Consider the following 25,170-nt stretch of genomic DNA (forward strand, 5'->3'; position numbering starts at 1 on the left):
CCCGGGCAGGGAGGTCAGTGCTGCGGGCGGGCGTCCACGGGTGTTTCCGTGTGCATCACGCAGCGCCACTCGCCGTCCTTGCGCATCCAGACGGACGAATCCGTCATTTCCTGATTGATTTCTTCCGACTTTCCACGGGGCGTGAGGGCCTGCCGCGCGTGGTAGGTCAGGACGGCCGTGTTGTCGTCGGGGAACAGCACGTTCATGTTGCTCAGCTCGAAGGACTTGATCACCATCGGGCCCTGTTCCGCCATCCGCCGGTAGGTGGCGTGGTCAAACTGCATGGCGCCGTGGCTACTGACCATCAGTGCCGGTTCATCGAGCATGGCGAGGGCGGTGTCCGTGTCCTCGTCGACCATCGATTGCCAGAATTTCCTTTCCAGCTGCATGAGCTCATTGCTTGCCGTGCGCATGTCGTGCTCCTAGGTGGTGGTGAAAGGGACCACACTGCGCGCCGGCCGGCCCGCCGGATGTCGGACGGGAAAGCAGGCTGCCGTCAGCACGTTCCTACCGGCGCCCGGCATGCCGTGGGGCGGGGCCCTGCGGGTATCACCCCCCTGGGCCTCTGGTTGCAGGTGGTAACCTAGTCTGGCAGCCGGGCGGCATGCCGCTGCGCGCAATGGGTGCAATTTCGGGGCTCCAGGAGGTTCAAGCTGTTCTTTCCACTGTTTTCCACAGAGAAAAAAGAAGAAGGAGAGGGCGCGGCGGGCGCCATGGATGCGGCGGACACCGCGCAGGACGCCAGCCCCGCTGTGTCGCCGGAGCGCAGCTTCAACACGAGGCTGTCGATCCATGTCGCGATCGCGATCCTCGCCACGGCGCTGCTCGCGCTGACGATCGTGGTGCCGACGTTCCACGAATTCGAGATGGCGCGGCAGGGGCTGCACGACATCCAGCATTTCCGGCGCGTTCTCGATATCGCCACCCTGGTCGCGGCGGAGCGGGGGCCCGCGAATGTCGTGATGTCCGAAGCGCCCGCGCCCGACAGCGCGGGAACCCGGCGCCTGGCACAGTTGCGGTCCCGGGTGGACGCCGCGCTGGCGGCGCTGGCGCAGCCGCAGCCGCCGCGCTGGGGCCTGCACCACCACCCCGTGCCGCCGGCGTTGCTGGAGGGTGTCACGCAGCAGCTGGCCCGGGCGCGGCGCCAGGTCGACGAGGTGGCGGCGGTGCCCCTGGCCTCGCTGCGTCCGGACGAGCTGGATGCGGCCATCCAGGGCATGTTCGAGGCGTCCGACAAAGTCCAGGCGATCATCGCTTGGCAGGCCAACGAGATCCTGCACCACGACGCGAGCCTGGCCTCTCCCGTCCTGATCGGCCAGATGCTCAACGACTTCCGGGACTATGGGGGACGGGCCGCCTCGCAGATCATGGCGCCCATCGCCCTGGGGCAGCGCCTGCCGCTCAAGAACATCATCGAGAGCCGGCAAACGCAGGGGCGGCTGAGGGCGCTGTGGCAGGTGATCGGCGCCCACGGGGGGCTGCATGACAATGAAACGCTGGCAAGAACCCGCGAAGAGATCGAACGCGGCTACTTCGGCGATGGTTTTGCGCTGATCGACCGGCTGATCGCCGAAGGACGCCCGGGCGCCCGCTACACGATGTCGGCGACCGAGTTCACCGAGCGCTACGTGCCGACCATGCGGCCGATTGAAACCTACCGCAGCGTTTTCCTCGACGCGGCGGTCAAGCGGTCCGAGCACAACAGGGATGCGGCGCTGGCCACTCTGGCGGCGGTGGCGGTCGTGACGGGCGCCATCTTCGCGATCCTGGTGTGGCTGATTCTTTCGGTGCGGGCCCGCGTCTTCCGCCCGCTGCTCCATGCCCACGCGGCGGTCCTGCGGCTGGCCGAAGACCGGCCCGCCGTGCCCTACGGGCACCCCACGGCCGCGGGCGAGGTCACCGGCCTCTTTCGCGCCATCGAGGTGCTCCAGGGCAAGCTCAGGGAGCGGGCGTCCATGGCCAACGAGCTCAAGAGCCTGGCGGAGACGGACGGCCTGACCTCGCTGCTCAACCGCCGGGCGCTCGACGGGCACGCGCAGGCCCAGCGGGCCGGAAGGGGCGCGGGGGACCCGATGTGCCTCATCCTCCTGGACATCGACCACTTCAAGGCCGTCAACGACACCCACGGCCATCCCACCGGCGACCGCGTGCTCATCCAGGTCGCCAGGCTGCTGCGCACGGTTCTGCGCTCCAACGACATCGTGGCCCGTTTTGGCGGGGAGGAGTTCGCGGTGCTGGTTGCGGGGGACGACATGGCCGGGACCCTCGTGATCGCCGAGAAGCTGCGCCAGGCGCTCGAGCGGGAAACCTTCACCTCGGCGGAGGACACCGCGCTGCGCGTCACGGCCAGCTTTGGCGTGGCGTGCGGCTACCGGGGCGAGGCCGGATGGCCGCAGCTGGTGGAACGGGCGGATGCCGCGCTGTACCGCGCGAAGGCGGACGGCCGCAACTGCGTGCGCTCGGCGCCCATGGCGCCGGTGCCGCAAGACGGGCCGGTACCCGCGCCACCCCCGCCGGGGTAGCCCCGGGGCCGTTTCCCGCTACCCGTGGCGGGCCGCCGCGCGCGGCTCCAGCATCTCCAGGATCAGGCTCCACTCGGCAGGCTCCACCGGCGTGATCGACAGGCGGTTGCCCCGCTGCAGCACCCGCATTTCCCCCAGTTCGGGGCGCGCCCGCAGCTGCGCCAGGTTGACGAGCCGTGTCTTGCGCACCGCCTGCACGTCCAGCAGCAGCCAGCGCGGCTTGTCCGGCGGGGATTTGGGGTCGTGGTAGGGCGATTGCGGATCGAACTGGGTGGGGTCGGGCCGCACGGAAGACGCCACGCGGGCAATGCCCGCGATGCCCGGTTCCGGGCAGCTGGAGTGGTAGAACAGCACGCCATCGCCGATGTGCATCTCGTCGCGCATGAAATTGCGCGCCTGGTAGTTGCGCACCCCGGTCCAGGGCACGGTGGCGTCCGGGGCGGTCAGGGCGTCGTCGATGGAGCACTCGTCCGGCTCGGACTTCATGAGCCAGTAGCGGGGCGCGCGGTGGGATGCGGTGGGCGTGGTCATGGCGCCATTCTGGCAAAGGCCGATTCGCCCTGGTGCCCCGATGGGCTGCCGGGGCAGGGGTGCTTTTGCTATCGAATATATAGCTATCGGCGCATATCCATGAATCGCCAGGGCCCTGAAAGATTCAAAAAACGACAACCGCCGCACATGCATTGCGCGTGCGCGCGGCGGGTCGCAGAATCAGGCCTGCCCCCGTCCGGGCGCCGCACGGCCCCCGTCCAGGCCGTGCCAGCGCACGGGAGGCGCAGATTTTTCCAGCACACAAGAACACAGGGAGGAGGACGTGACGCCGTGGCCGGCCGCGCCGTGCCCGCCACGCTGCCGGTGGCGGGCAGGGCCCCGGCCGCCATGCGCCACTTCATCAGCACACCGATGGCCACCAGCAACACCCGGAGAAAGAAGCACCGCGAGTCCCAGGCGCGCAAGGGCGGGGGCAAGTCCGGCACCTGGGCGATGGCGCTGTTCGCGCTGCCCTTTGCCGCCGTGGGCGTGGGCATGCTGCTTTTCGGCGTGCTGCCCACGCTGTACGACTGGGGCCGCATGCAGGGCTGGCAGCCGGTGCCGGCCACGCTGGTGTCGGCGCGTCTGGAGACCTCGCGTGGCAGCAAGTCCACCACCTACAGCGTGTCGGCCAGCTACCGCTACCAGGTGGGGGGCCGGGACTATCAAGGCCAGCGCGTGGCGATTGGGTCCGGCGCGGACAACATCGGCGACTTCCAGGAGCAGCTGGGGGAACGCCTGGAGGCCGCCCAGCGCGAGGGCCAGCCGGTGCAGGCCTGGGTGAACCCGTCGAACCCCCACGAGGCCGTGCTGGACCGCAGCCTGCGCCCGGGCATGCAGCTGTTCAAGATGCTGTTCGTGGTGCTGTTCGGCGGCGTGGGCCTGGGCATGCTCCATGGCGCATGGCGCGGCCCCCGCGCCGGGCGCGGCGCGCAGGCGCTGGAGGCATCGGCCCGGCCCTGGATGGGGCGGCCGGCCTGGGCGGGCAACAGCATCCGGTCGAACAAGCGCTATGAGGTGTGGGTCGCATGGACATTTGCCCTGGTCTGCAATGCGATCGCATGGCCGTCCGCGATCGCCCACCGGGACGAGGCGCTGGACGGCCCCCAGTACCTGCTGGTGGCCGTGTTCGGGGCCCTGCTGCTGGCGGCTGTCGCGACGCTGGTGTGGGCCGTGCGGGCCACGCTGGATGCCTGGCGCTTTGGCGATGTACGGCTGGTGCTGGACCCGTTTCCAGGCGCCATCGGCGGCGATTTTGGCGCCACGCTCGCGCTGCCCGTGGCGCACCGGCCCGGGCAGCAGCACTTCGCGGTCACGCTCAGCTGCGTGCGGCACTACCGCAGCCGCACTGGCGGCAAGAGCGAGTCGCGCGAAACCACGGTATGGCAGAGCCAGGGCGTGGCCCAGGTCGAGCCCCGGGGCGATGGCATCCAGCTGGGTTTGCGCCTGCGGGTGCCGGCGGGCCTGCCCGCCACGGAGCCGGTGGACAGCGAACACCACGCATGGCGGCTGCAGGTGGAATCGGCCGATCCCGGGCTCAGGTTCCTGCGTGTGTTCGACGTGCCGGTGTACGCCACCGGCGCGGCTTCCCACGGGGCGCGCGCGGACGCGGCGCAGCACCCGCAGCTGCGGGAAATGCGCCACGCCGAAGTGGCCGCGGTGAGCGAGCTGGAGCGCATTCCCGGTGGGGTGCGGCTGTACCTGCCGTATGGGCGCGCCTGGAAGCAGACCATCGTCTGGATGCTCGCCGGGGCGGTGTTCGTGGGCATTGCCGCGCTGGCGGGCGGCCAGGATGTGCCGGTGCTCTTCCTCATCGCCTTCGGCGGCATGGGCGGGGCGGCGGTGGTGGGCGGCTTCTACGCGGTGGCCAACAGCCTCAGCGTGGAGCTGGACGGCCGGGGCATCCGCACCGAGCGGCGGCTCCTGGGGCTCATGCTGGTCCACCACCAGGCGCCCGCCACGGACATCGCCCGGCTGCGGGTGGCCGAAAGCTATTCCACCCAGACGGGGGCGCGGCAGGAGACCTTCTACCGCATCGAGGTGGAGCTGCGCAACGGCAAGCGGCTCACCGTGGCCGACAGCCTGCGCGGGCGCGCGGCGGCCGACCACCTGCTGGCCTCCATCGCGTCGCAGACGGGGTATCCGCGCTAGGCAGCGCCGCCTGCTGAAGAGACCGGCCCAGGTTCCTGGCGCGCCCGGCGAAAGGTGAGGTTGATGCGCTGCGCGCCCGTCAGCGCATGCGCGGCCTCGGCCAGCGGCAGCACGCCATGGAACCGCAGGCGCGCCGGGCCGCCCCACACGACCGCGTCGCCATGCAGCAGCCCCACGCGGCGGGCCTTGTCCGTGCGCTGCGCGCCACCCCACAGGAAGACCGCCGGGATGCCCAGGCTGACGGACACGATGGGGTGGTCGTAGTTGCCCTCGTCGCGGTCCTGGTGGAGCGACAGCCGCGTGCCCGGGCTGTAGCGGTTGATGAGGCAGGCGTCGGGCGCGAAGCCGGGGTAGCCCGCCGCCCCGGCGGCCTCGCGGGCCAGCGCATGGAAAACCGCCGGCATGGGCGGCCACCGTTCGCCCGTCAGCGGGTCCGTGGGGCCGTAGCGGTAGCCGCTGCGGTCGCTGATCCACCCCAGCGGCCCGCAGTTCGTCATGGCCACCGACATGCGCTTGCCGCCGGGCGTGACCAGGTGCCTGAACGGTGCGCGGGCCGCCACCGCCTCGACGGCCTGCAGCAGCTGCGCCGCCTGCGCCAGGGCAAAGCCGCGCAGCGCCACGGCGCCTGGCTCCAGCCATTCGGGCGCCTGGGGCGTGGCGGGCAGTTCATCAAAAAGACCGAGGTTCATGGATTCATGGTTCTAGCGTGATGGCCCGGGCCGGTGCAACGGGCGCGATCCAGGCGAGCGCGCCCGTGGAACTGGCTCCGCCAGGCCACCGGGCGCGGCCCTCCCGCGCAGCGAGAGAGGGGTGAAGGCCCCGACGGCGCCTCAGCGGGAGCATCGCTATGCAGCATCGTGAAAGATGATGCCCGCCGTGTGCCGCTGCCCCGAGCGCACGCGGCTCACGCCGTGGCGCATGTGGACGCGGTAGACGCCGCGCGTGCCCTGCACGGGGCGGTGGTGCACGGCGAAGGCCACGGCATCGCCCTGGTGCAGGGGGACGACCTCGGCGCGCGACTGCATGCGCGGGCGCTGCTCGGTCAGCACGAACTCGCCACCGGTGAAGTCGCGGCCGGGCTCCGACAGCAGGATGGCCACCTGCAGCGGGAACACGTGCTCGCCGTACAGGTCCTGGTGCAGGCAGTTGTAGTCGCCGCTCGCGTACTGCAGCAGCAGCGGCGTGGGGCGCAACTGGCCCGCCGCGTGGCAGCGCGCGATGAAGTCGGCATGGCGCGGCGGGTAGCGCGCATCGATGCCCATGGCGGCGTTCCAGTGGTTGGCGATGGGGCACAGATGGGGGTACAGCGCATCGCGCAGCCCGGCCACCACGTCCGGCAGCGGGTAGCTGAAGTACTGGTACTCGCCCAGGCCAAAACCATGGCGCTGCATCACCACGCGGCTGCGGAACAGGGGCGGGCCGGCGTGGCGGTACAGCCCCGCGAGTGCTGTGCATTCGTGCTCGCCCAGCAGCCGAGGCAACACCGCATGCCCCTGCGTGTGCAGGTCGTCGGTGGCCTGGGCCCAGTCGAGGGCCGCCACGCGGGCAGGCCAGGGGTGCGTGTCCTGGGGCAGGGCACTCATGCGGCCTTCTCCCGCGTGTGTGCTGGTTCAGCGGCGCCGGCTTCGCGGTCCAGCAGCGCCCGCTTGCGCTCCACGCCCCAGCGGTAGCCCGAGAGCCCGCCGTCGCTGCGCACCACCCGGTGGCACGGTATGGCCACCGCCAGCGTGTTGGCGCCACAGGCCTGCGCCACGGCGCGGGTGGCGGTGGGCGCGCCGATGCGCCGGGCGATGTCGGCATAGCTGGCGGTCTGCCCCGGGGGAATGGCACGCAGCGCCTGCCACACGCGCTGCTGGAAGGCCGTGCCCCGCACGTCCAGCGGCAAGTCCAGGCCCAGGCCGGGCGCTTCGACAAAGGCCACGACCTGGGCCACGAGCGATTCGAATTGCGCATCGCCGCCCACCAGCTGGGCCTGGGCAAAACGGTCCTGCAGGTCGTGCACCAGGGCTTCGGGGTCGTCGCCCAGCAGGATGGCGCACAGGCCCTGGCCGCTGTGCGCCACCAGGATCGCGCCCAGCGAGCACTGCCCCACCGCAAAGCGGATGCGCTGCGCCGCGCCGCCCGCGCGGTAGCGCGTGGGGGTCATGCCCAGCACCTGGGCGGATTTCTCATAGAACCGGCTGCTCGACTGGTAGCCCGCGCCGTAGATGGCGTCTGTCACGGAGGCCGTGGGTTGTTGCTCGAGGGCACTGCGCACACGCTGCTCCCGCCGGGCGGCGGCGTAAGCCTTGGGCGTGAGGCCGGTGGCCTGCTTGAAGACGCGGTGCAGGTGCGAACTGCTCAGCCCCACGCGGGCCGCCAGCGCATCGAGCGTGGTGGCTTCTTCGGCTTCGATGATGCGGCAGGCCTGCGTGACCAGCTCGGCATGGTGTGCCAGCGCCGAGGGCTGCCGGGGCTTGCAGCGCTGGCAGGGGCGAAATCCGGCTGCTTCAGCCTCGTCGCAGCTGGCATGGAACCGCACGTTCTCGGGCCGGGGCGTGCGCGCCGCGCAACTGGGGCGGCAGTACACGCCCGTGGTCTGCACCGAGTACCAGAAGCTGCCGTCCGCCGCCGCGCTGCGCGCCACCACCGCCGCCCAGCGCGGGTCGGCCTGGGTGGCGGCAGCGGCCTGTGCGGCCTTGGCGGAGGGTGTTGCGCGGTGGGGCATGGTGGCAACGCGGGTGGAATGCAGGGGCGGGGCTTTCGCGTGGAGGTGGGCGGAGTTCGGATTCATGGTGGATGGCTCACAAGGTGGGTTGCGATGCCATGCACTCTAGGGACGGGGTGGGCGGGGCGCACTCCGTTGCTTGCTTTTGAATTCTGCACTTTTCGGGGCAGGCAGGCACAGGGCCCGGACTGCTTTCAATTTGATAGCTGCTGGCGCTTGCTGGGCAAGCGCTGACGACCAAAAACCTTCAAGCCTCGGGCGGCTGCAGCGGCCGGGGGCGCCGTTTGCCCGTGCCGCCCCAGCGCAGCGCGTCCTCGCCCGGAATGCCCAGCGGGTTGTTGGCTGGTTCGGAAAGGGGCGCCAGCAGGGCGTGCAGGTCGGCCTCGCTGAACTTGACGGCGCCCTCGGCGTCGTGGCCCAGCACGCCCTGGGCCAGCGCGGCCTTGCGGGCCTGCAGTTCCAGCATGCGTTCTTCGATGCTGCCTTCCACCACCAGCTTGTAGACAAACACCGGCTGGTCCTGCCCGATGCGGTGGGCGCGGGCGGTGGCCTGCTCTTCCACGGCGGGGTTCCACCAGGGGTCGAGATGAATCACGGTGTCGGCGGCGGTGAGGTTCAGGCCGAGGCCCCCGGCCTTGAGGCTGACGAGCAGGATGGGGGCGCTGGCCTCGTCCCGTGCCTGGAACCGCCGCACCACCGCGCCACGCTGGCGGGGCGGTGTCTGGCCCGTGAGGGTGAGGTAGGGCAGGGCCAGGGTGTCGAGCAGCTCGGCCGCCAGCGCGAGCATTTCGGTGAATTGGGAGAACACCAGCACGCGGCGCCCTTCGTCGACCAGGGCGGGCAGCATGTCGGCCAGTAGTTCGAGCTTGGCGCGCTCCATCGTCTGCGCCGTTTTTGTGGTGCCTTTGACCAATCTGGGGTCGCAGCAGACCTGGCGCAGCTTGAGCAGGGCGTCGAGGATGGTGATCTGCGCGCCGTCGAAGCTCTGGCGCTCGAGCGCGCGGCGCACCTGCTTGTCGGCCGTGGTGCGCACGGCCTCGTACAGCTCGCGCTGCCTGCCTTGCAACTGCACGCGCTGGATGACCTCGGTGCGTGGCGGCAGCTCAGTGGCCACGTCCTGCTTGCGGCGGCGCAGGATGAACGGGCGCACGCGCTGCGACAGGAGCTGGGCGCGCAGGGTTTCGCCGTTTTCCTCGATGGGCTTGCGCCAGCGGGCGTTGAAGCTGCGCACATCGCCCAGAAAGCCGGGCATCAGGAAGTCGAACTGGGCCCACAGCTCGCCCAGGTGGTTTTCGAGCGGCGTGCCCGTCAGGCACAGCAGGTGCGGGGCCTGCAGCTGGCGCAGGGCGCGGGCGCTGCGGCTGCCGGCGTTTTTCACCATCTGTGCTTCGTCCAGGATGAGCAGGTGGAACGGCTGGGCGGCCAGCGCCTCCACGTCGCGCCAGAGTAGCGGGTAGGTGGTCAGCACCAGGTCGTGGTCGGCCATCTGCAGATAGCGCTGGCCTCGGCTGGCGCCATGCAGCGCCAGCACGCGCAGGCCGGGTGCCATGCGGGCGGCCTCGGCCTGCCAGTTGAAGAGCAGCGAGGTGGGCAGCACCACCAGGGCGGGGCGGGTGAGGCGCCCGGCCTCCTTCTCGGCCAGCACGTGGGCCAGCGCCTGCGCGGTCTTGCCCAGGCCCATGTCGTCGGCCAGGATGCCGCCCAGGCCCTGGGCGCGCAGGTACTGCAGCCAGGCCAGGCCTTCCAGTTGATAGGGACGCAGTTGCACCTGCAGGCCTTGCGGTGCAGCCACCGCTTGCGGGGCGCCGATGGTGCGCAACCGCTTGGCGAGCTGGGCCAGGCCCACGTCGCCCTGCAGTTGCCAGTCGTTGTTCCAGCCATTGACCGTGCCCACGCGGTGGGCCAGCACCAGCCCGGCGCGCAGGGCCTCGATGCGGCGGGCCTCCCACGCACCCAGGTGCAGCGGGTCGCCGTCCTTGCGCTGGTTGCGGGTCGGGTCGGTCAGCAGGTCGACCATGGCCCCCACGATGGCCTTGAGCGGGCCGGCGGGCGCGTCGATGCGTTTGCCGCCCGGGGCGCGCAGCGAAATGATGGCCATGTCGTCAATGGAGCCCATCTGCCGGGCATTGAGCCAGCGCGCGTCGCGGCGCAGCAGGTCGGCCAGCATGGGGGCCAGGTCCAGCGTTTCGCCGTCGATCTCGATGCCCAGGCTGAGCAGCCAGGCGCCTTCGCGCTCAGGCAGCTGCAGTTTCTGCACGGGGCGTTCGCGCGGGGCCAGCGGGCCGTCCACTTCCTTGCCCAGCAGCTCGCCGGTGTCAGGGGCGATGTGCAGCTTCCAGCGCAACACGGGCACGCTCTCGTGCGCGAAGCCCGGTTGCACCACCACGCTCCAGCCTCTGGCGCGGAGTTGGGGGATCTGCTCGGCCCAGAAGTCGCCAAAGAAGGCCTCCTGCGCCAGCGTCCACAGCGGGCCCAGGCTGGCGGCGGCATCGCGGTTTCGCCATTGCAGCGAGCGTGCGTCCACGGGCAACAGGCCCAGATCCCACACGAGGTCCATGGCGTCCGACTCGGCCGCCACGTCGCGCTGCATGCGCACCACGGGGCCGCCGGTGTCGTACAGGTCCTGCAGCGGGGCGGGGCGCGAGTTGAGGATGGACGTGGGCGCAGGCGCCTGCCAGGCGATGGCGCCTGGGAGTGTGTCGTCGGTGCGGTAGGTCCAGTCGATCTGGGCCAGCGTCACGCTGTCGCCGCGCGGCCCCATCTTGCCCTGGGGCTTGAGGCCCAGCAGGCCGTCGCCCCGGCCCAGCGTCATCAGCGTGATGCGCGGGCGGAAGTGCCCGGTGGCGATGCCGGGCGGTGGCGCGGTGCGCCCGGCGGGCGGCGTGGCGGTCTCCGTGCCGGTCTCGTCGCCCCGCATCAGCGCCATCACGCGCGCGGCCTCGGCGTCCGTCAGCGGGGGCAGGGCCTTCAGTGCCGCTGCATCGGCCTGGCGGCGCAGGGCGGCCACCCAGGCGGCGATCACCGCCTGGCGGTCGGATCGCGGCGGCGCGGGCGGCTCGGCGGGAGAAGGGAGGTCACCGGGGTGTGTCACTGGCCGGTGATTGTGCCGTGCCCATGGGCTGGGCCTGGCGGGATGCGGCGCTATTTGGCGCCTTGTGCCGCCGCCTGCGGTGTGGTGGTCGCCCGGGGCCGGCTGCCCTGCAGGTGCATCGCGGCCGCGGCGAGCAGGATGGCGACAGCTCCCAGCCACTGGGCCGGCTGCAGGCGGTGGCCAAACGCGGCGAAGTCCACGCCAATCGCCACCACCGGATAGATGAAGGACAGTGCGCCCTGCAGGTAGGTGGGCAGCTTCTGCACGGCGCCGTACAGCAGGATGTACATGAGGCCCGTGTGCACCACGCCCACCGTGACCAGTAGCAGCCAGGTGCGGGCATCCTGCGGTGGCGTGCCCAGGTTGGCAAACGGCGCCAGCAGGAGCACGCCCACGCAGACCTGGACCAGGGCGATGAGGTGGGGCGGCGTGCCGGTGAGCCGCTTGGCGACCACCGAGGCCACCGCCCAGAAGAAGGCGGCCCCCAGTGCCATGACGATGCCCAGCGCGTAGTGCGTGCCGCCCTGGCTCGCGCCGGGTCGGGCCTGCACGATGAGCAGCATGCCGCCGAATGCCAGGGCCAGCCAGCCGAGCTTGGCCGGGGTGATGCGCTCGCCAAAGAGCAGGGCGCCAAACACCACCAGCATGAAGGGCTGGGTGTTGTAGACCGCCGTGGCGATCGAAATGGAAGCATGCGAATACGCCCCAAACAGCAGGAGCCAGTTGGTGACGATGGCCACGCCCCCCAGGGCCGCCCACGCTGCCGTGCGCCAGGTCAACACGCCGCGCAGCAGGCCCATGGCGGCGCACACGGCCGCCAGCGTGGCCGCGCCGAAGGCGCAGCGCCAGAACACCACGTTCAGTGCCGGCAGGCCGGATTCCACGACAAACCAGCCGATCGTGCCGGAGATCGCCATGGCGGTGCCCATCTCCAGCGTGCCTTGGGTTTTCTTGTCCATGGGTGTCATTCCATCCGTGAGTTGATGGAATGACTATAGGAAAACGGGCCCGTGCGTGGAATGGATGAAAAAAGGCATCTGCTCAATAAATCCTCATAATCTGAGGCAACCATTGATTCTGAGGAGCTGCTTGCCATGGATTCCATCGACCAGGCCATCATGACCGTGCTGCACCAGGACTCCCGGACTTCGCTCAAGGTGCTGGGCGAACGCGTGGGGCTGTCGTCACCCAGCGTGTCCGAGCGGCTGCGGCGGCTGGAAGAGCGCGGGGTGGTCCGCGCGTTCACGGTGGACATCGAACCGCGCGCGCTGGGCTATCAGCTGCAGGCCATCGTGCGCATCAAGCCGCTGCCGGGCCAGCTGGCGGCGGTGGAGAAGTTGATCCAGGAGACGCCGGAGTTCTGCGAGTGCGACAAGGTCACCGGCGACGACTGCTTTGTCGCCCGGGTGTATGTGCGTTCCATCGAGCAGCTCGACGGCGTGCTGGACCGCATTGCCGACAAGGCGCAGACGAGCACGGCCATCGTGAAGGCGCAGACCATCCGGCGGCGGCCACCGCCATGGTCGCCGGGCGTCTGAGATTTTGAGAGCGGGGGAGGCCCTTTCTATCCGCCCAGCACCCGCGCAAACAGCTCGTTGCGAAAGTGGATGCCCAGGCGCGCGAAGGCGCGGTTGCGGTAGGTCTTGACGGTGGGCACGCTCAGGCCCAGGTCGCTGGCGATGCCCTCGTGCGTCATGCCCTGCAGCAGCCGGGCACACACGTCCAGTTCGCGGTCGGTCAGCTCGGCCTGCAGGCGCACCAGGCGCATGCGCAGCACCGGCAGCCCATCGGCGGCCAGCGGGGCGAGTGCGGCGCCGGCTGGCAGGAGTGCGGGGGCGCCCGATGTATTCACGGTCAACGTTGCCGGGCCTGGGCGGCTGTCCTCTGTTCGCCAGGCAGCCGTGGCTGTGGGTGGAAACGGGTGCGACAGAACAATGTGTTTGCGCGTGAGGGCCAGCAGCACGGGCGCCACGGACTCGAACGCGCCGATCTGCCGGTCGCTGAACGCCCGCTGGTGCTGGTGGCGGTAGAAGTTGACGGCGAACACCGAGCCATCGCTTTCGTATTCGACCACCGACACGCGCTCGGCCACGCCGTGGGCCTCATACACCCGGGCACGGTGTTCGCCCTCCACCTCGGTGGCCGTGACGTGGCACAGCCGCGTCTCGGGCTGGGCAAACGGTGCTTCATCAAAAGCCCGGCCCCAGGTGCTATCGCTGCGGTAGGGGCCCGAGAGGTACGCCCACCAGCAATCCTGCGTGGTGTCGGGCACGCCCCGGCTGGCCGACATGAACAGCGTGGGCTTGCAGCGGTGGCCCGTCCGGTACACCGACCACGAGGCTGCAGGCAGCACGGGCTCCAGGTCCTGCAGAAGCCCCTTGGCAAAGCCGTTGCCGCCCAGGCGGTGGACCATGCTCGCCAGGGTCTCGCTGGCGGGGTTTTGCAGCACCTGCCGGCCGGGTGCTTTCTGCAGGGAAGGGGGGAGCCACTGCCGCATGGGAAAAGTCGGAAATTGGAGTGTTCGTTGCCGAAAGCGTGGAGTGTGCGCTGAAAACGCCCCCGATTCCGTTGCCGAAAGCCCGGGTTATCCCGTCATCCTCTGGGATGACAGGCTTGGGTGGCAACGGGACTTACGCTAGGTCCCATGCCTGACCTCATCCCCTTGCCCGACCCGCAATTCAGATTTTTTGCCGACCTGCGCGTGGAGGTCGGCACCCCCCAGGAGGTGGGCCACACCGTGCACGGGCTGCGCCGGCTGATTCCCATCCTGGGCGGCAGCGCCTCTGGCGACGGCTGGCGCGCACGGGTGCTGCCCGGCGGTGCGGACTTCCAGCTCATCGTGAACGACCGGCTGTCGGAGCTGGACGCCCGCTACGTGCTCGAAACCGATGGTGGCGATCTCATCTACGTACAAAACCGGGCCGTGCGCTCCGGCCCGGCCGAGCTGATCGCCCGCCTGGTGCGCGGCGAGGCGGTGGACCCGGCGCAAGTCTATTTCCGCTGCAGCCCGAGCTTCGAGACCGCGTCCCCGGCGCTGGCCTGGATCGCCGAGCGCATGTTCGTCGGCACCGGCGCGCGCTACCCGGATGCGGTGGCCATGCGCTTTTTTGAGCTGCGCTAGCGCCCGGCACCCCGGGCAATTTCTGAATTTTTGAATCTTCCCAACGTACAAGAACCCTGGAGACATCCATGAAGACCACCGCCAAGCCCACCTCTTTCATCGCCACGCCACGCCGCGCCCTTCTGGCCGCCGCCATGCTCGCAGGGCTGATGCCCTGGGCCGGCGCCCAGGCGCAGGGGGCAGCCACGTACCCCAGCAAGCCCGTGCGCATCATCGTGGGCTTTCCGGCGGGCACGGGGCCGGACATCGTGGCGCGCCTGCTGGCGCAAAAGTTGTCCGAAGGCTGGGGCAACGCGGGCGTGATCGTGGACAACAAGCCCGGCGCGGGCGGGCTGATCGCCGCCAGCGAAGCCGCGCGCGCCGCGCCTGACGGGTACACGCTGATGCTGGGCGAAACGGGCCAGCTCAGCATTGCACCCAGCAGCTACAACAAGCTGCCCTACGACCCGGCCAAGGACTTCACGGCTGTTAGCCAGGTGGTCACCTCCGACTTCGTGCTGCTGGTCAACCCGCAAAAGGTGCCGGCGCGCAACGTGAAGGAGTTCGTGGACTGGACCAAGCAGCAAAAGGGCCTGTTCCTGGCCACCTTCGGCGCGGGCACGCCCGGCCACTTTGGCGCCTTCATGTTCGGCGATGCGGTCAAGCTCAAGCCCGAGCCGGTGCACTACAAGAACACGGCCGATGCGCTGGGCGGCCTGTTCAGCGGCGACGTGCAGGGCGTGTTCGCCAGCGTGGGCCTGGCCGCCCCCAACGTGAAGGCCGGCAAGCTGGCCGCGCTGGGCACCACCGGCGCCACCCGCACCAACACGCTGCCGGACGTGCCCACCATCAAGGAGCAGGGCTACGCCAACCTGGAGTTCTCCTCGTGGTTCGGCATCGTGGCACCCGCCAAGACGCCGCCGGAGATCATCGCCAGGCTCAACGCCGACATCGTCAAGGCCGTGCAGTCGCCCGAGGGCCGGGCCAAGATGGAGGAGGCGGGTTTCCGCGTGACGGGCACGAGCCAGCAGGACTTTGCCCGCACCATCGCCGCCGACACGGTCACCTGGGGCAAGGCCGTGGCCGCCACGGGCTTCAAGGCGGATTGATGGGCTGACAGCGCGGCAGAGCGGTTGACGCCGCTCAGGCCCCACCCAGGCCACCTCCAGCACTCCTGCACCTGCGCACGCGGGCGGCCGGCGCCACGGCGCAGCCGCGCCCTGTCAGCGCTGCGCCCTGCATCCCCGGCGCCACACAGCACAAACACCCCACCCACCACCTCAGGAGACATACGCCATGCCTTTTGCCCATGCCTCGCGGGCCCTGCCACCCGCCTCCACGGCCGCGCGCCCATCCCGGCTGCGCCGCCAGGTCGTCCCCGCCGCGCTTGCCATGCCCTTGTTGATGGCGGCCTGCGGCGGCGGCAATGGCGATGCATCGGCCCAGCCCGCCACCCCGGCGGCGGCCTGCGCTGCGCTGCCCAGCCAGGCGGGCCTCGCGGCCACCACGCTCACGGCGAGCTACGTGGCGGCGGACACCAGGCGGCCGGGCGGCGCCAGCACCGGCGCCTTCCTGCCCGGCCACTGCGTGGTCACGGGCAGCATCAACCCCCGCGTGGGCGTCGATGGCAAGAACTACGCCATCGGCTTCCAGCTGAGCCTGCCGGACCAATGGAACGGGCGTTTCCTGTTCATCGGTGGTGGCGGCAATGACGGCATCCTGCGCGACACCTCCCTCAGCTCCAGCATCTCGGGCGGCACGCCGTCGCCGCTGGGGCAGGGCTTCGCGGTGGTCTCCACCGACGCGGGGCACAGCGGCACGTCGGCCAGCTTCGGGGCGGACCCGCAGGCGCGCATCGACCATGCCTACAACTCCTACGACAAGACGGCCGTGGCCGCCAAGTCGCTGATCTCGACCCTGTATGGCCGCAGGCCCGACCATTCGTACTTCTCGGGCTGCTCGGGCGGCGGGCGCCAGGGCATGATGTTCTCGCAGCGGTTCCCGGACTACTTCGACGCCATCACCGCCGGCGCGCCCGCCATGCGCGTGTCGAGCGGCGCCACGGTGGCGGCGATGTGGAACACCATTCAGTTCAACGCCATCGCCCCGCAGGACGCGGCGGGCAAGCGCATCCTGTCGCAGGCCTTCAGCAATGCCGACCTCCAGCTGGTGGCCAACGGCGTGAAGGCGTCGTGCGATGCCGCCGATGGCGTGGCCGACGGCATGGTGAACAACGTCAAGGCCTGCCAGTTCGACCCCGCCGTGCTCCAGTGCCGCGGCGGCAAGCAGGCCGACTGCCTGAGCAGCGCCCAGGTCGGGGCGCTCAAGAGCGTGTTCGCGGGCCCGCGCAACTCGGCCGGCCAGGCGCTGTATGCGGGCCAGCCGTGGGACCCGGGCCTGGCCGCCCCGGGCTGGCGCAGCTGGACGCTGGGCAGCTCCACCACCGCCACGCCGGATGCGCGCTACATCACGCTGATGGTGGACGCTCTGGTCAACGAATTCCTCACCCCGCCGGACCTCACGTTCAACCCGCTGACGTTCAACTTCGACACCGACCCCGCGCGCATGGAGGCCTACTCGGCCATCTACGACACGTACCGCGACGACAAGCTCGCCGCGTTCAAGCAGCGCGGCGGCAAGATGCTGTTCATCCATGGCATGTCCGACCCGATCTTCTCGGCGCTGGACACCCTGGACTACTACGAGCGCCTGGCGTCCCACCACGGAGGTATCGCGGCCACGCAGGGTTTCGCGCGCACCTTCCTGGTGCCCGGCATGAACCACTGCTCGGGCGGCCCGGCCACGGACAATTTCGATTCGATCCAGGCCATGGTGGACTGGGTGGAGAAGGGCGTGGCACCCGAGACCCTTGCCGCCAAGGCACTGCCTGCCAGCAGCGACATGCCCAATCGCACACGGCCCTTGTGTGCCTACCCGAAGTTCGCCAAATACAAGGGCACGGGCAGCGTGGAGGATGCCAGCAGCTTCGTCTGCGCGGCGGAGTAAGCGAGGTCAGGCCACGCTAGGTGCGGGCGGGGGCGGGCAGCTGCAGGCCGACCTCCCGCACCACGCGCACGCAGTCGCGCAGGTGCTGCTCGCCCAGGTAGCGCAGCGTGGCATAGCCGATGCCCGCGGCCACCGCCTGGCCCGCCAGCGGCACGTACTTCGCCGCCTGCTTGGCGGTCAGGCGCACGCCCACGGTCTGAGTGGCCCGGATGACCAGCTCGCGCGTCACCAGCTTGCCGATCAGCACGGAGCCCACGAGGGCCACGGCCTTCTGCACCTGCTCGCGCTTGTGCGGATCGAGCTGGTCGATCTGCTGCGCGGACAGGCCGAACTCGGCGTTGATCTGCGGAAGCAGGCGGGACAGCAGCGCCGCGTCCACGGCCCAGTCGAGCCCTGGCACGGGCAGGGAACTGGCGGCCGCCGCGACCAATGCGCGCCGATGCAGCAATTTGCGGCTGCGCTGCACGGCAGCGGTGAGGGCCGCGTTGCCGGCCGCCATTTGCAAGGAAGTGGGCATGGGCGGGTTGTACCTGATGCGGTGGTGGTTGGCAAAGGGCAACGCCCGAGGCCGCGCAAGGAGATTCTTCAGCGGCCGTTTCAGGTTTTTCCCTTGACGAGGGTGAACGCGGCCAGAAGCAGCATGGCCCCCACGACCGACGCGATCCAGCCAGCGGCTTCCCCTTGTGCATACCAGCCCATCGCCAAACCCAGATAGGTGGCGAGAAACGAGCCCGCCACCCCCAGCAGCGCGGTCAATATCCATCCGAGTTTGTCCTCCCCGGGTTTCAGGGCACGGGCCAGAAGCCCGACCATCAAACCCACCAGCAATGTTCCTAGCAATGTTCCCATGATGTTTCCCCTGCATGCTGCGACGCGATCTGCCCACTCTAAGGAGCGCGCGCGCCGCCAGCTTGTCGGACAACGCGCACTGTGCGCGTCCCATTGCGGGGCGCGCGTTCCCGACACGGGTGAGGGTGGAAAGCGAGGTCCGGCGTCATGAAGGGGCCGGCTGTGGGTCCCGTCCGACACCACGGCGCGGCGGGTACTTGCCGCCTGCGGGACCGGCGGCGCCGTACAGTGAAGCGTCTCCACTGAAAGGAAGACCGATGACAACAAATTTCAAGACCCGTTCCTTCCCCCTGGTGTTTGTGGCGGTGCTCGCTCTGGGGGCGGCATTGGCGGGGCCCACGACCGCCGCGGCCCAAAGTGGCGACGAGGCCTCGCTGTCCCGCGGCGCGGTACCGGACACCACGCCCCAGCAGCGCTACCAGACCGCCATCCGCGAAGCCGGCGGTGGGTTGAAGGTGAGCCTGGAGGAATGCCGGGCCATGCCCTCGGCGGACCGCCGCAGCTGCGAATCCCAGGCACGCGCCACGTACCAGGCAGACATGGCCAAGGCCAAGGCCATGCTGCGCGACCCGTCGATAGGCCCGGAGAATGTGGTGGGGGGACCGATCCGCAGCACCGAGACGGTGTACGAGATCAAACGCTAGCCGCAGGCAGGGCGCCTGCGAGGGGACATCCTGGCCGGGCGAGCGGCGTGGTTGCTATTTGGCTTGCGCGAGGTCGTCGCTGCCCGAGCCCGCGACGCGGCGGGCGCCGTTGAAGCGACGTGCCCAGTAAGCCACGCCCATGTCTTCCACGCGGATTTCGGCGCCGCTGCGGGGAGCGTGGATGAACTTGTTGTCCCCCACGTAGATGCCCACATGGCTGAAGTTGCGGCGCATGGTGTTGAAGAACACCAGATCCCCGGGCTGAAGTTCCTTCTTGTCAATGACCTGGGTGGCGGCAGCCTGCTGGTCGGCCCGGCGGGGTAGCAGCAGGCCCACGGTCTGCTCGTACATGGCCCGCACGAAGCCGCTGCAGTCGAAGCCGGTTTCCGCGCTGTTTCCGCCCCGCTTGTACGGTACGCCCAGGAATCCCATGGCGTTCACCACGAGCCCGGACGCGCGGTCCGCCACCGTATGGGCCTTGTCGGCCACCCGGTGGCTCACGTCCTCCAGCCGCGTGAGCAGGCCTTTGTCGGTGATGAACCGGTCCATATCGTCGGGGTTTGCCGCTTGCGGCGCAGCCTGGGCAGAGGTTGCGCAGACCAGGAGGAGGGTGCAAAGCCATCGGGACATGGGGGCGAAGGGTACCACGGTATGCTTACTTATCAAAAATAATCACCTGTGCAAGCTGTTGATTTCGTTCAAGTAAATCCCGAACAGGGATTTACAGGAGGGAATCCTCGGCTGCACCGCCGTGGAGGGCCGCCGTGCCAGGCCTGGCCGGGCGGCGGCTCTGGGGGTTGGTGTTCAACTTTTTCAGGAGCGCCACGAGATGGAATGGACACGGAAAATGCCCCTTTCGCGGGCCGCGCGGGCGTGCCTGGCGGCGCTTTGGGCCGTGGCGGGCGCCCACCATGGCGGTGTTTCCGCCCAGGGCACGCCGCCGGGCGTGTCCGTGGCAACCGTGGCACGGGGGCTGGAACACCCCTGGGCCGTGGCCTTCCTGCCCGAAGGGCAGTTTCTCGTCACCGAGCGGCGGGGCCGGATGCGGGTGGTCAGCGCGGGCGGGCAGGTGGGGCCCGCGCTGGCGGGCGTGCCGGCCGTCGCCGCGGGCGGGCAGGGCGGCTTGCTGGACGTGGTGACCGATGCCGACTTCGCCCGCAACCGCCGCATCTTCTTCTGCTTTTCGGAGCCCGCCCCGGGTGGCGCGTCCGGCAACAGCACGGCGCTGGCACGGGCCACGCTGTCCGCGGATGCGCGCAGCCTGCAGGAGGTCAAGGTCCTCTTCAGCCAGCAGCCCAAGGTGGACAGCGCCCAGCATTTCGGCTGCCGCATCGTGCAGGCGGCGGACGGCAACCTGTTCCTGGCGCTGGGCGAGCGCTACCAGCGCAAGGACGATGCGCAAAGGCTCGACAACCACCACGGCAAGATCGTGCGCATCACCCCGGACGGCGCGGTGCCGGCCGACAACCCGTTTCGCCAGCGCGCGGGCGCCTTGCCGGAGATCTGGAGCTACGGCCACCGCAATCCCCAGGGCGCCACCCTGGGCCCTGACGGCCAGCTGTGGATGCACGAGCACGGCCCCCAGGGGGGCGATGAGATCAACCTGCCCCGGCCCGGCCGCAACTACGGCTGGCCCGTGATCACCTACGGCGAGAACTACGGGGGCGGCAAGATGGGTGAAGGCACGGCCAAGGCGGGCATGGAGCAGCCGCTGCACTACTGGGTGCCGTCGATTGCGCCCTCGGGCATGGCGTTCCTCACCAGCGCGCGCTACGGCGCGGCGTGGCAGGGCAGCCTGTTCGTGGGGTCTCTCAAGTTCGGCACCCTGCACCGGCTGGAAGTCGCCCCGGGCAAGGTCTTGCGCGAGGAAAAGCTGCTGCAGGGCCAGGGCGAACGCATCCGCGACGTGCGCCAGGGGCCAGACGGCCTGATCTACCTGCTGACCGACAGCCCGCAGGGCCAGCTGCTGCGCCTGCAGCCCTCCTGATCGGCGGGCGCGCCGGCGGGGCTGCGACAATGCCCCACTTCCAGAGAATCCGGCCGCCCGGAGCGGTCCACACCATGCTGCTTGACGCCACTGAATCCCAACTCGTCCTGGTCGACTACCAGGAGCGCCTGATGCCCGCGATCTTCGAGGGCCCTGCCGTGCTGGCCAATGCCCGCCGCCTGGCCGAGATCGCGCGCATGCTGGAGGTGCCCGTGTGGGGCACGGAGCAGAATCCCTCACGCCTGGGCGCCAATGATGCCGCGCTGCGCGCCCTGTGCCAGAAAACCCTGGCCAAGATGCATTTCAGCGCGGCCGAGGAAGGCCTGGGCGAATGGCTGCGCCCGCCCGCGAAGCCCCAGGGCGGCAACGCGCGCAGCCTGCCCAAGCACCTGCAGAAACCCGCCACCGCACAAGGCGCCGAGCGCGGCACCATCGTCATCGCCGGGTGCGAGGCGCACGTCTGCCTGCTGCAGACCGCGCTGGACCTGATCGACGACGAATTCGAGGTCTGGGTCGTGACCGATGCCTGCGGCTCGCGCACGGAGCGCAACCGCGACGCGGCCTTCGACCGCCTGGCCGGCGCGGGGGCGGAACTGGTGACGACCGAGATGGTGGCGTTTGAATGGCTGGGCAGCTGCGAGCACCCGGCCTTCAAGGATGTGCTCGGTCTGATCAAGTAGCCCGGCATCAGGCCTTTTGGGGCGCTGGCACTTTCCCTTCACGCGCCGGAAGCTATAAAAAACATAGCAAATCAGCGGCGCCGAAGCCGGGGGCGCGCCAGCCTCCCATGGGCTCAGGTCACTGCCACGGCTTGAGAAGTGTCACCGCGAGCCCGACCGCCGCGCAGCCGCCGAGCAATGGCAGCACGCCGGCCTTGAAGCGGAACAACGCCACCCCCGCTCCCAGGGCAATCACGGCAGAGATCGCATCGAACGCGCCGCCAAAGCCCTGGGGCCACAGCAGGTGGTAGGCAAAGAACAGCGCCAGGTTCAGGATCACGCCCACCACGGCGGCGGTGATGGCGGACAGCGGCGCGGTGAAGCCCAGCCTGCCATGGGTGGCCTCCACCATCGGGCCGCCGGCCAGGATGAAGATGAACGATGGCAGGAAGGTGACGAAGGTCACCACCACGGCCGCAGCCGCCGCGCCCGCGAACAGCGCATCGGGCCCCCACACCTGCTGCAGCCAGCCTCCCACGAAACCGACGAAGGCCACCACCATGATGAGCGGACCCGGAGTGGTCTCGCCCAGCGCCAGGCCATCGATCATCTGCGGGCCATTGAGCCACTGGTAGTACTCGACCGCGCCCTGGTACACATAGGGCAGCACGGCGTAGGCGCCGCCAAACGTCAGCAGCGCGGCCTTGGTGAAGAACCAGCCCATCTGGGTGAGCGTGCCTTCCCAGCCCTGCGTGGCCACCAGCACCGCCATGGCCGCCAGCCACAGGGCCAGGCCCGCCCCCAGCACCCTGGCCAGGTGGCCGCGCGAGAAGCGGGCGTGCGCCGGCGTCGGGGTGTCGTCGTCGATCAGGGCCGGGCCGTAGCCCCTGGCCGCGCCCGCATGCCCGCCCCCCAGGGCGAACACCGCCGGCCAGCGCCGGGCACCGAAGTGGCCGATGAGGCCCGCCGCCAGGACGATGGCGGGGAAGGGGGCGTGGAACGCAAAAATCGCCACGAAGGACGCAGCCGCGATGCCCCACATCCACCGGTTCCTGAGCGCGCGGGTGCCGATGCGGTGTGCGGCATGCAGCACCAGCGCCGTCACGGCGGGCTTGATGCCATAGAAGACGCCCGCCACCGCCGGCACATCGCCAAAACGCAGGTACACCCACGACAGCGCCACCAGAATGAACAGCGAGGGCAGCACGAACAGCGCACCCGCCACGATACCGCCCCAGGTGCGGTGCATGAGCCAGCCGATGTAGGTCGCCAGCTGCTGGGCCTCGGGGCCGGGCAGCAGCATGCAGTAGTTGAGCGCGTGCAGAAAGCGCTGTTCGCTGATCCAGCGCCGCCGCTCCACCAGTTCGGTGTGCATGATCGCGATCTGTCCGGCGGGCCCGCCAAAGCTGATGAAGCCCAGCTTGAGCCAGAAGCGGAAAGCCTCGGCGAAAGGAACCGGGGCAGGGCTGGTGGCGGCCGTCTCGTCCGGCGGCGGGGCAGGGTGCGCGGAGGTCATGGCATGAAAGTTCTGGGCGGGACGTCTCGATGGGGGTTGCGCGCTGCATGCGCGAATGCATGCAGCGCGCGAGTATCCGCCCAACCCATGACGGTCCGGGGCCCACCGTTGTTTCCGCGCCGCCATTCGGTGGCGCGCCGTCCCTGCCGCCGAGGGGTTCTTCCTGCGCCCTGACCCCTGCGCACAGCGGATGGGAGGGGCCTGGATGGGAGGGTGCACAGGGCGTGGCGCGGTGTTCCCTGCCGGTTGCGTCAGTTTGCCGCAAGCCCGTCATGAATAATTATGAATTCAAAACCTGCCATCCAGGCGGGCCGGAAGAGATGCCGAGGAGACACCACGATGAGCCGCTACGCCGATTTCTACCGCCAGTCCATTGATCACCGCGACGCCTTCTGGGCCGAGCAGGCCCTGCTGATCGACTGGCAGACCCCGCCCCAGCAGGTGTGCGACTACAGCAACCCGCCGTTTGCCCGGTGGTTCGTGGGCGGCACCACCAACCTGTGCCACAACGCGGTCGACCGCCACCTCGCCACGCGCGCCAGCCAGCCCGCGCTGGTGGCCATCTCCACCGAAACCGGCACCGAGCGCAGCTACAGCTTTGCCGAGCTGCACGCCGAGGTGCAGCGCATGGCGGCCGTGCTGCTGTCGCTGGGCGTGAAGAAGGGCGACCGCGTGCTCATCTACATGCCCATGATCGCCGAGGCGGCGTTCGCCATGCTCGCCTGCGTGCGCATTGGCGCGCTGCATTCGGTGGTGTTTGGCGGTTTTGCCTCGGGCTCGCTGGCCTCGCGCATCGAGGACGCCGAACCCGTGGCCGTGGTCAGCGCCGATGCGGGCTCGCGCGGCGGCAAGGTCGTGCCCTACAAGCCGCTGCTGGACGAGGCCATCGCGCTCTCCAGGCACAAGCCCGCCGCCGTGCTCATGGTCAACCGGGGCCTGGCGCCGATGCACCTGCAGCCCGGCCGCGACCACGACTGGGCGCCGCTGCGCGAAAAACACCTGGCCACCGTGGTCCCCTGCGAATGGGTCGAGTCCACGCACCCCAGCTACACGCTCTACACCAGCGGCACCACGGGCAAGCCGAAGGGCGTGCAGCGCGACACCGGTGGCTACACGGTGGCGCTGGCGGCCAGCATGAAGCACATCTTTGACGCGAAGGCGGGGGAGGTGTATTTCGCGACCAGCGACATCGGCTGGGTGGTGGGGCACAGCTACATCATCTACGGCCCGCTCATCGCGGGCATGACCACCATCATGTATGAGGGCCTGCCCACGCGCCCCGACGCGGGCGTGTGGTGGAGCATTGTCGAGAAGTACCAGGTCACCCACATGTTCTCGGCGCCCACGGCGGTGCGGGTGCTCAAGAAGCAGGACCCTGCCTACCTGGCCAGATACAGCGTGAAAAGCCTCAAGGCCCTGTGGCTGGCCGGCGAGCCGCTCGATGAGCCCACGGCCCAGTGGATCAGCGACGCGCTCTCGGTGCCCATCATCGACAACTACTGGCAGACCGAAACCGGCTGGCCCATCCTGACGCTGGCCAATGGCGTGGAACCCCAAACCACGCGCTTCGGCAGCCCGGGCAAGGCGATGTACGGCTATGACGTGAAGCTCATCGACGAAGCCACGGGCCAGGAGCTGGCGGGCGAGAACCAGAAGGGCGTGGTCGCCATCGAGGGCCCGCTGCCCCCCGGCTGCATGCAGACCGTGTGGCGCGACGACGCGCGATTCGTCAACACCTACTGGAAGAGCATCCCTGGCCGGCTGATCTACAGCACCTTCGACTGGGGCATCCGCGATGCCGATGGCTACCACTTCATCCTGGGCCGTACCGACGACGTGATCAACGTCGCGGGCCACCGCCTGGGCACGCGCGAGATCGAGGAGAGCATTGCCGCGCACCCCAACATCGCCGAAGTGGCCGTGGTGGGCGTGGCGGATGCGCTCAAGGGCCAGGTGGCCATGGCCTTTGCCGTGGCCCGCGATGCGAGCGGACTCGACACCGATGCCGCGCGCCTGAAGCTCGAGGGCGAGGTCATGAAGCAGGTGGACAGCCAGCTGGGTGCCGTGGCGAGGCCCTCGCGCGTGTACTTCGTGAGCGTGCTGCCCAAGACGCGCAGCGGCAAGCTGTTGCGGCGGGCGTTGCAGGCGGTGGCCGAGCGCAGGGATCCGGGGGACCTGACGACGATGGAGGATCCGGCGGCGCTGCAGCAGGTGCGGGAACTGGTGGGGGAGTGAACGGGCTCGACGGTGCTTCTGGTTGTTTGGGCTGAGCTTGTCGGAGCCTGGGTTTGTGTGCTGTTCTGGCTGTGTGCCTGGGCTGAGGGCGGAGGCCGGGGCGACATCCCGGCTTTCGCCCCTGCACCCGAGCCGCCTCCCATCAAGGCGCCGCCCCGCTCCAGCTGGAGCT

The 25,170-nt window shown here is 69.7% G+C and carries 22 protein-coding genes; 10 read left to right on the top strand and 12 right to left on the bottom strand.

From position 1 onward, the window contains the following. Nucleotides 1-14: 14 nt before the first annotated feature. Nucleotides 15-413, bottom strand: a complete 399-nt coding sequence (locus AC07OD_RS23400) for a nuclear transport factor 2 family protein (protein ID WP_218338625.1) — start codon at nucleotides 411-413, stop codon at nucleotides 15-17. 300 nt (nucleotides 414-713) lie between these two features. Between AC07OD_RS23400 and AC07OD_RS23405 the strand changes: the two genes are divergently transcribed. Further along, the gene (locus AC07OD_RS23405; protein WP_492244933.1) at nucleotides 714-2,522 is read left to right on the top strand and encodes a GGDEF domain-containing protein; all 1,809 of its coding nucleotides are present in this window, start codon (nucleotides 714-716) and stop codon (nucleotides 2,520-2,522) included. Between the two features lie 18 nt (nucleotides 2,523-2,540). Here AC07OD_RS23405 and AC07OD_RS23410 read toward each other — a convergent pair whose 3' ends face one another. Beyond that, nucleotides 2,541-3,053, bottom strand: a complete 513-nt coding sequence (locus AC07OD_RS23410) for an EVE domain-containing protein (RefSeq protein ID WP_494598164.1) — start codon at nucleotides 3,051-3,053, stop codon at nucleotides 2,541-2,543. Nucleotides 3,054-3,344: 291 nt separating this feature from the next. Here AC07OD_RS23410 and AC07OD_RS23415 point away from each other — a divergent pair, with 291 nt between their 5' ends. Further along, complete coding sequence (locus AC07OD_RS23415; protein WP_494598165.1) at nucleotides 3,345-5,204, top strand: DUF3592 domain-containing protein; 1,860 nt, start codon at nucleotides 3,345-3,347, stop codon at nucleotides 5,202-5,204. Here AC07OD_RS23415 and alkB read toward each other — a convergent pair. From alkB to AC07OD_RS23440, 5 genes are all read right to left on the bottom strand, one after another. Further along, nucleotides 5,201-5,893 (bottom strand): DNA oxidative demethylase AlkB, encoded by a 693-nt coding sequence (gene alkB, locus AC07OD_RS23420; RefSeq protein WP_494598166.1) that lies wholly within the window; start codon nucleotides 5,891-5,893, stop codon nucleotides 5,201-5,203. The two genes, AC07OD_RS23415 and alkB, sit on opposite strands and share 4 nt — an antisense overlap. A gap of 156 nt (nucleotides 5,894-6,049) precedes the next feature. Continuing rightward, nucleotides 6,050-6,787, bottom strand: a complete 738-nt coding sequence (locus AC07OD_RS23425) for a 2OG-Fe(II) oxygenase (RefSeq protein WP_494598167.1) — start codon at nucleotides 6,785-6,787, stop codon at nucleotides 6,050-6,052. Further along, a complete protein-coding gene (gene ada / locus AC07OD_RS23430; RefSeq protein WP_494598206.1) occupies nucleotides 6,784-7,911 on the bottom strand; it encodes a bifunctional DNA-binding transcriptional regulator/O6-methylguanine-DNA methyltransferase Ada in 1,128 nt (375 codons plus the stop codon). Before ada ends, AC07OD_RS23425 begins: the two co-directional genes overlap by 4 nt. 247 nt (nucleotides 7,912-8,158) lie before the next feature. Beyond that, complete coding sequence (locus AC07OD_RS23435; protein WP_494598168.1) at nucleotides 8,159-11,002, bottom strand: DEAD/DEAH box helicase; 2,844 nt, start codon at nucleotides 11,000-11,002, stop codon at nucleotides 8,159-8,161. 50 nt (nucleotides 11,003-11,052) lie between these two features. Next, complete coding sequence (locus AC07OD_RS23440; protein ID WP_494598169.1) at nucleotides 11,053-11,961, bottom strand: DMT family transporter; 909 nt, start codon at nucleotides 11,959-11,961, stop codon at nucleotides 11,053-11,055. Nucleotides 11,962-12,096: 135 nt separating this feature from the next. On the opposite strand from AC07OD_RS23440, the gene AC07OD_RS23445 reads away from it, so the two are divergent. Beyond that, a complete protein-coding gene (locus AC07OD_RS23445) occupies nucleotides 12,097-12,540 on the top strand; it encodes an Lrp/AsnC family transcriptional regulator (protein ID WP_492805235.1) in 444 nt (147 codons plus the stop codon). 26 nt (nucleotides 12,541-12,566) lie between these two features. Here the strand turns inward: AC07OD_RS23445 and AC07OD_RS23450 are convergent, their stop codons facing one another. Then, nucleotides 12,567-13,499 carry a helix-turn-helix transcriptional regulator gene (locus AC07OD_RS23450; RefSeq protein ID WP_492805233.1) on the bottom strand — a complete coding sequence of 311 codons (933 nt, stop codon included), beginning with the start codon at nucleotides 13,497-13,499 and terminating at the stop codon, nucleotides 12,567-12,569. A gap of 147 nt (nucleotides 13,500-13,646) precedes the next feature. On the opposite strand from AC07OD_RS23450, the gene AC07OD_RS23455 reads away from it, so the two are divergent. The 3 genes from AC07OD_RS23455 to AC07OD_RS23465 all read left to right on the top strand — a co-directional run bounded on the left by AC07OD_RS23455 (nucleotide 13,647) and on the right by AC07OD_RS23465 (nucleotide 17,108). Further along, nucleotides 13,647-14,123, top strand: coding sequence for a DUF3237 domain-containing protein (locus AC07OD_RS23455; protein WP_218295066.1), 477 nt, complete (start codon nucleotides 13,647-13,649; stop codon nucleotides 14,121-14,123). A 68-nt stretch (nucleotides 14,124-14,191) separates the two neighbouring features. After that, nucleotides 14,192-15,211, top strand: coding sequence for a Bug family tripartite tricarboxylate transporter substrate binding protein (locus tag AC07OD_RS23460; protein WP_494598170.1), 1,020 nt, complete (start codon nucleotides 14,192-14,194; stop codon nucleotides 15,209-15,211). Nucleotides 15,212-15,398: 187 nt separating this feature from the next. Further along, entirely contained in the window at nucleotides 15,399-17,108 is a 1,710-nt protein-coding gene (locus tag AC07OD_RS23465; protein WP_494598171.1) for a tannase/feruloyl esterase family alpha/beta hydrolase, read from the top strand. 16 nt (nucleotides 17,109-17,124) lie between these two features. On the opposite strand, the gene AC07OD_RS23470 is transcribed toward AC07OD_RS23465, so the two are convergent. Further along, nucleotides 17,125-17,625, bottom strand: a complete 501-nt coding sequence (locus tag AC07OD_RS23470; protein WP_218295063.1) for a hypothetical protein — start codon at nucleotides 17,623-17,625, stop codon at nucleotides 17,125-17,127. An 80-nt stretch (nucleotides 17,626-17,705) separates the two neighbouring features. Further along, on the bottom strand, nucleotides 17,706-17,957 hold the full coding sequence (locus AC07OD_RS23475) for a GlsB/YeaQ/YmgE family stress response membrane protein (protein ID WP_218295062.1): 252 nt from the start codon (nucleotides 17,955-17,957) through the stop codon (nucleotides 17,706-17,708). A gap of 257 nt (nucleotides 17,958-18,214) precedes the next feature. Between AC07OD_RS23475 and AC07OD_RS23480 the strand changes: the two genes are divergently transcribed. Next, nucleotides 18,215-18,601, top strand: coding sequence for a hypothetical protein (locus tag AC07OD_RS23480; RefSeq protein WP_494598172.1), 387 nt, complete (start codon nucleotides 18,215-18,217; stop codon nucleotides 18,599-18,601). Between the two features lie 54 nt (nucleotides 18,602-18,655). Here AC07OD_RS23480 and AC07OD_RS23485 read toward each other — a convergent pair whose 3' ends face one another. Further along, entirely contained in the window at nucleotides 18,656-19,231 is a 576-nt protein-coding gene (locus AC07OD_RS23485) for a C40 family peptidase (protein WP_218295060.1), read from the bottom strand. 217 nt (nucleotides 19,232-19,448) lie between these two features. Between AC07OD_RS23485 and AC07OD_RS23490 the strand changes: the two genes are divergently transcribed. Both AC07OD_RS23490 and AC07OD_RS23495 read left to right on the top strand, forming a co-directional pair. Further along, nucleotides 19,449-20,588 carry a PQQ-dependent sugar dehydrogenase gene (locus tag AC07OD_RS23490; protein ID WP_494598173.1) on the top strand — a complete coding sequence of 380 codons (1,140 nt, stop codon included), beginning with the start codon at nucleotides 19,449-19,451 and terminating at the stop codon, nucleotides 20,586-20,588. A gap of 74 nt (nucleotides 20,589-20,662) precedes the next feature. Continuing rightward, complete coding sequence (locus tag AC07OD_RS23495; RefSeq protein ID WP_218295058.1) at nucleotides 20,663-21,268, top strand: isochorismatase family protein; 606 nt, start codon at nucleotides 20,663-20,665, stop codon at nucleotides 21,266-21,268. 118 nt (nucleotides 21,269-21,386) lie between these two features. Here AC07OD_RS23495 and chrA read toward each other — a convergent pair whose 3' ends face one another. Then, nucleotides 21,387-22,763 carry a chromate efflux transporter gene (gene chrA / locus AC07OD_RS23500; RefSeq protein WP_494598174.1) on the bottom strand — a complete coding sequence of 459 codons (1,377 nt, stop codon included), beginning with the start codon at nucleotides 22,761-22,763 and terminating at the stop codon, nucleotides 21,387-21,389. Nucleotides 22,764-23,102: 339 nt separating this feature from the next. On the opposite strand from chrA, the gene AC07OD_RS23505 reads away from it, so the two are divergent. Next, a complete protein-coding gene (locus AC07OD_RS23505) occupies nucleotides 23,103-24,998 on the top strand; it encodes a propionate--CoA ligase (RefSeq protein WP_494598175.1) in 1,896 nt (631 codons plus the stop codon). Nucleotides 24,999-25,170: the final 172 nt, after the last annotated feature.

The organism is Acidovorax sp. GW821-FHT10E03 (genome assembly GCF_059415205.1).

Excerpts from the sequence above, each read along its gene's own strand:
- AC07OD_RS23400 (WP_218338625.1), bottom strand. The coding sequence starts at position 413 with ATGCGCACGGCAAGCAATGAGCTCATGCAGCTGGAAAGGAAATTCTGG.
- AC07OD_RS23405 (WP_492244933.1), top strand. The coding sequence starts at position 714 with ATGGATGCGGCGGACACCGCGCAGGACGCCAGCCCCGCTGTGTCGCCG.
- AC07OD_RS23410 (WP_494598164.1), bottom strand. The coding sequence starts at position 3,053 with ATGACCACGCCCACCGCATCCCACCGCGCGCCCCGCTACTGGCTCATG.
- alkB (WP_494598166.1), bottom strand. The coding sequence starts at position 5,893 with ATGAACCTCGGTCTTTTTGATGAACTGCCCGCCACGCCCCAGGCGCCC.
- AC07OD_RS23425 (WP_494598167.1), bottom strand. The coding sequence starts at position 6,787 with ATGAGTGCCCTGCCCCAGGACACGCACCCCTGGCCTGCCCGCGTGGCG.
- ada (WP_494598206.1), bottom strand. The coding sequence starts at position 7,911 with ATGCCCCACCGCGCAACACCCTCCGCCAAGGCCGCACAGGCCGCTGCC.
- AC07OD_RS23440 (WP_494598169.1), bottom strand. The coding sequence starts at position 11,961 with ATGGACAAGAAAACCCAAGGCACGCTGGAGATGGGCACCGCCATGGCG.
- AC07OD_RS23445 (WP_492805235.1), top strand. The coding sequence starts at position 12,097 with ATGGATTCCATCGACCAGGCCATCATGACCGTGCTGCACCAGGACTCC.
- AC07OD_RS23450 (WP_492805233.1), bottom strand. The coding sequence starts at position 13,499 with ATGCGGCAGTGGCTCCCCCCTTCCCTGCAGAAAGCACCCGGCCGGCAG.
- AC07OD_RS23455 (WP_218295066.1), top strand. The coding sequence starts at position 13,647 with ATGCCTGACCTCATCCCCTTGCCCGACCCGCAATTCAGATTTTTTGCC.
- AC07OD_RS23460 (WP_494598170.1), top strand. The coding sequence starts at position 14,192 with ATGAAGACCACCGCCAAGCCCACCTCTTTCATCGCCACGCCACGCCGC.
- AC07OD_RS23465 (WP_494598171.1), top strand. The coding sequence starts at position 15,399 with ATGCCTTTTGCCCATGCCTCGCGGGCCCTGCCACCCGCCTCCACGGCC.
- AC07OD_RS23470 (WP_218295063.1), bottom strand. The coding sequence starts at position 17,625 with ATGCCCACTTCCTTGCAAATGGCGGCCGGCAACGCGGCCCTCACCGCT.
- AC07OD_RS23475 (WP_218295062.1), bottom strand. The coding sequence starts at position 17,957 with ATGGGAACATTGCTAGGAACATTGCTGGTGGGTTTGATGGTCGGGCTT.
- AC07OD_RS23480 (WP_494598172.1), top strand. The coding sequence starts at position 18,215 with ATGACAACAAATTTCAAGACCCGTTCCTTCCCCCTGGTGTTTGTGGCG.
- AC07OD_RS23485 (WP_218295060.1), bottom strand. The coding sequence starts at position 19,231 with ATGTCCCGATGGCTTTGCACCCTCCTCCTGGTCTGCGCAACCTCTGCC.
- AC07OD_RS23490 (WP_494598173.1), top strand. The coding sequence starts at position 19,449 with ATGCCCCTTTCGCGGGCCGCGCGGGCGTGCCTGGCGGCGCTTTGGGCC.
- AC07OD_RS23495 (WP_218295058.1), top strand. The coding sequence starts at position 20,663 with ATGCTGCTTGACGCCACTGAATCCCAACTCGTCCTGGTCGACTACCAG.
- chrA (WP_494598174.1), bottom strand. The coding sequence starts at position 22,763 with ATGACCTCCGCGCACCCTGCCCCGCCGCCGGACGAGACGGCCGCCACC.
- AC07OD_RS23505 (WP_494598175.1), top strand. The coding sequence starts at position 23,103 with ATGAGCCGCTACGCCGATTTCTACCGCCAGTCCATTGATCACCGCGAC.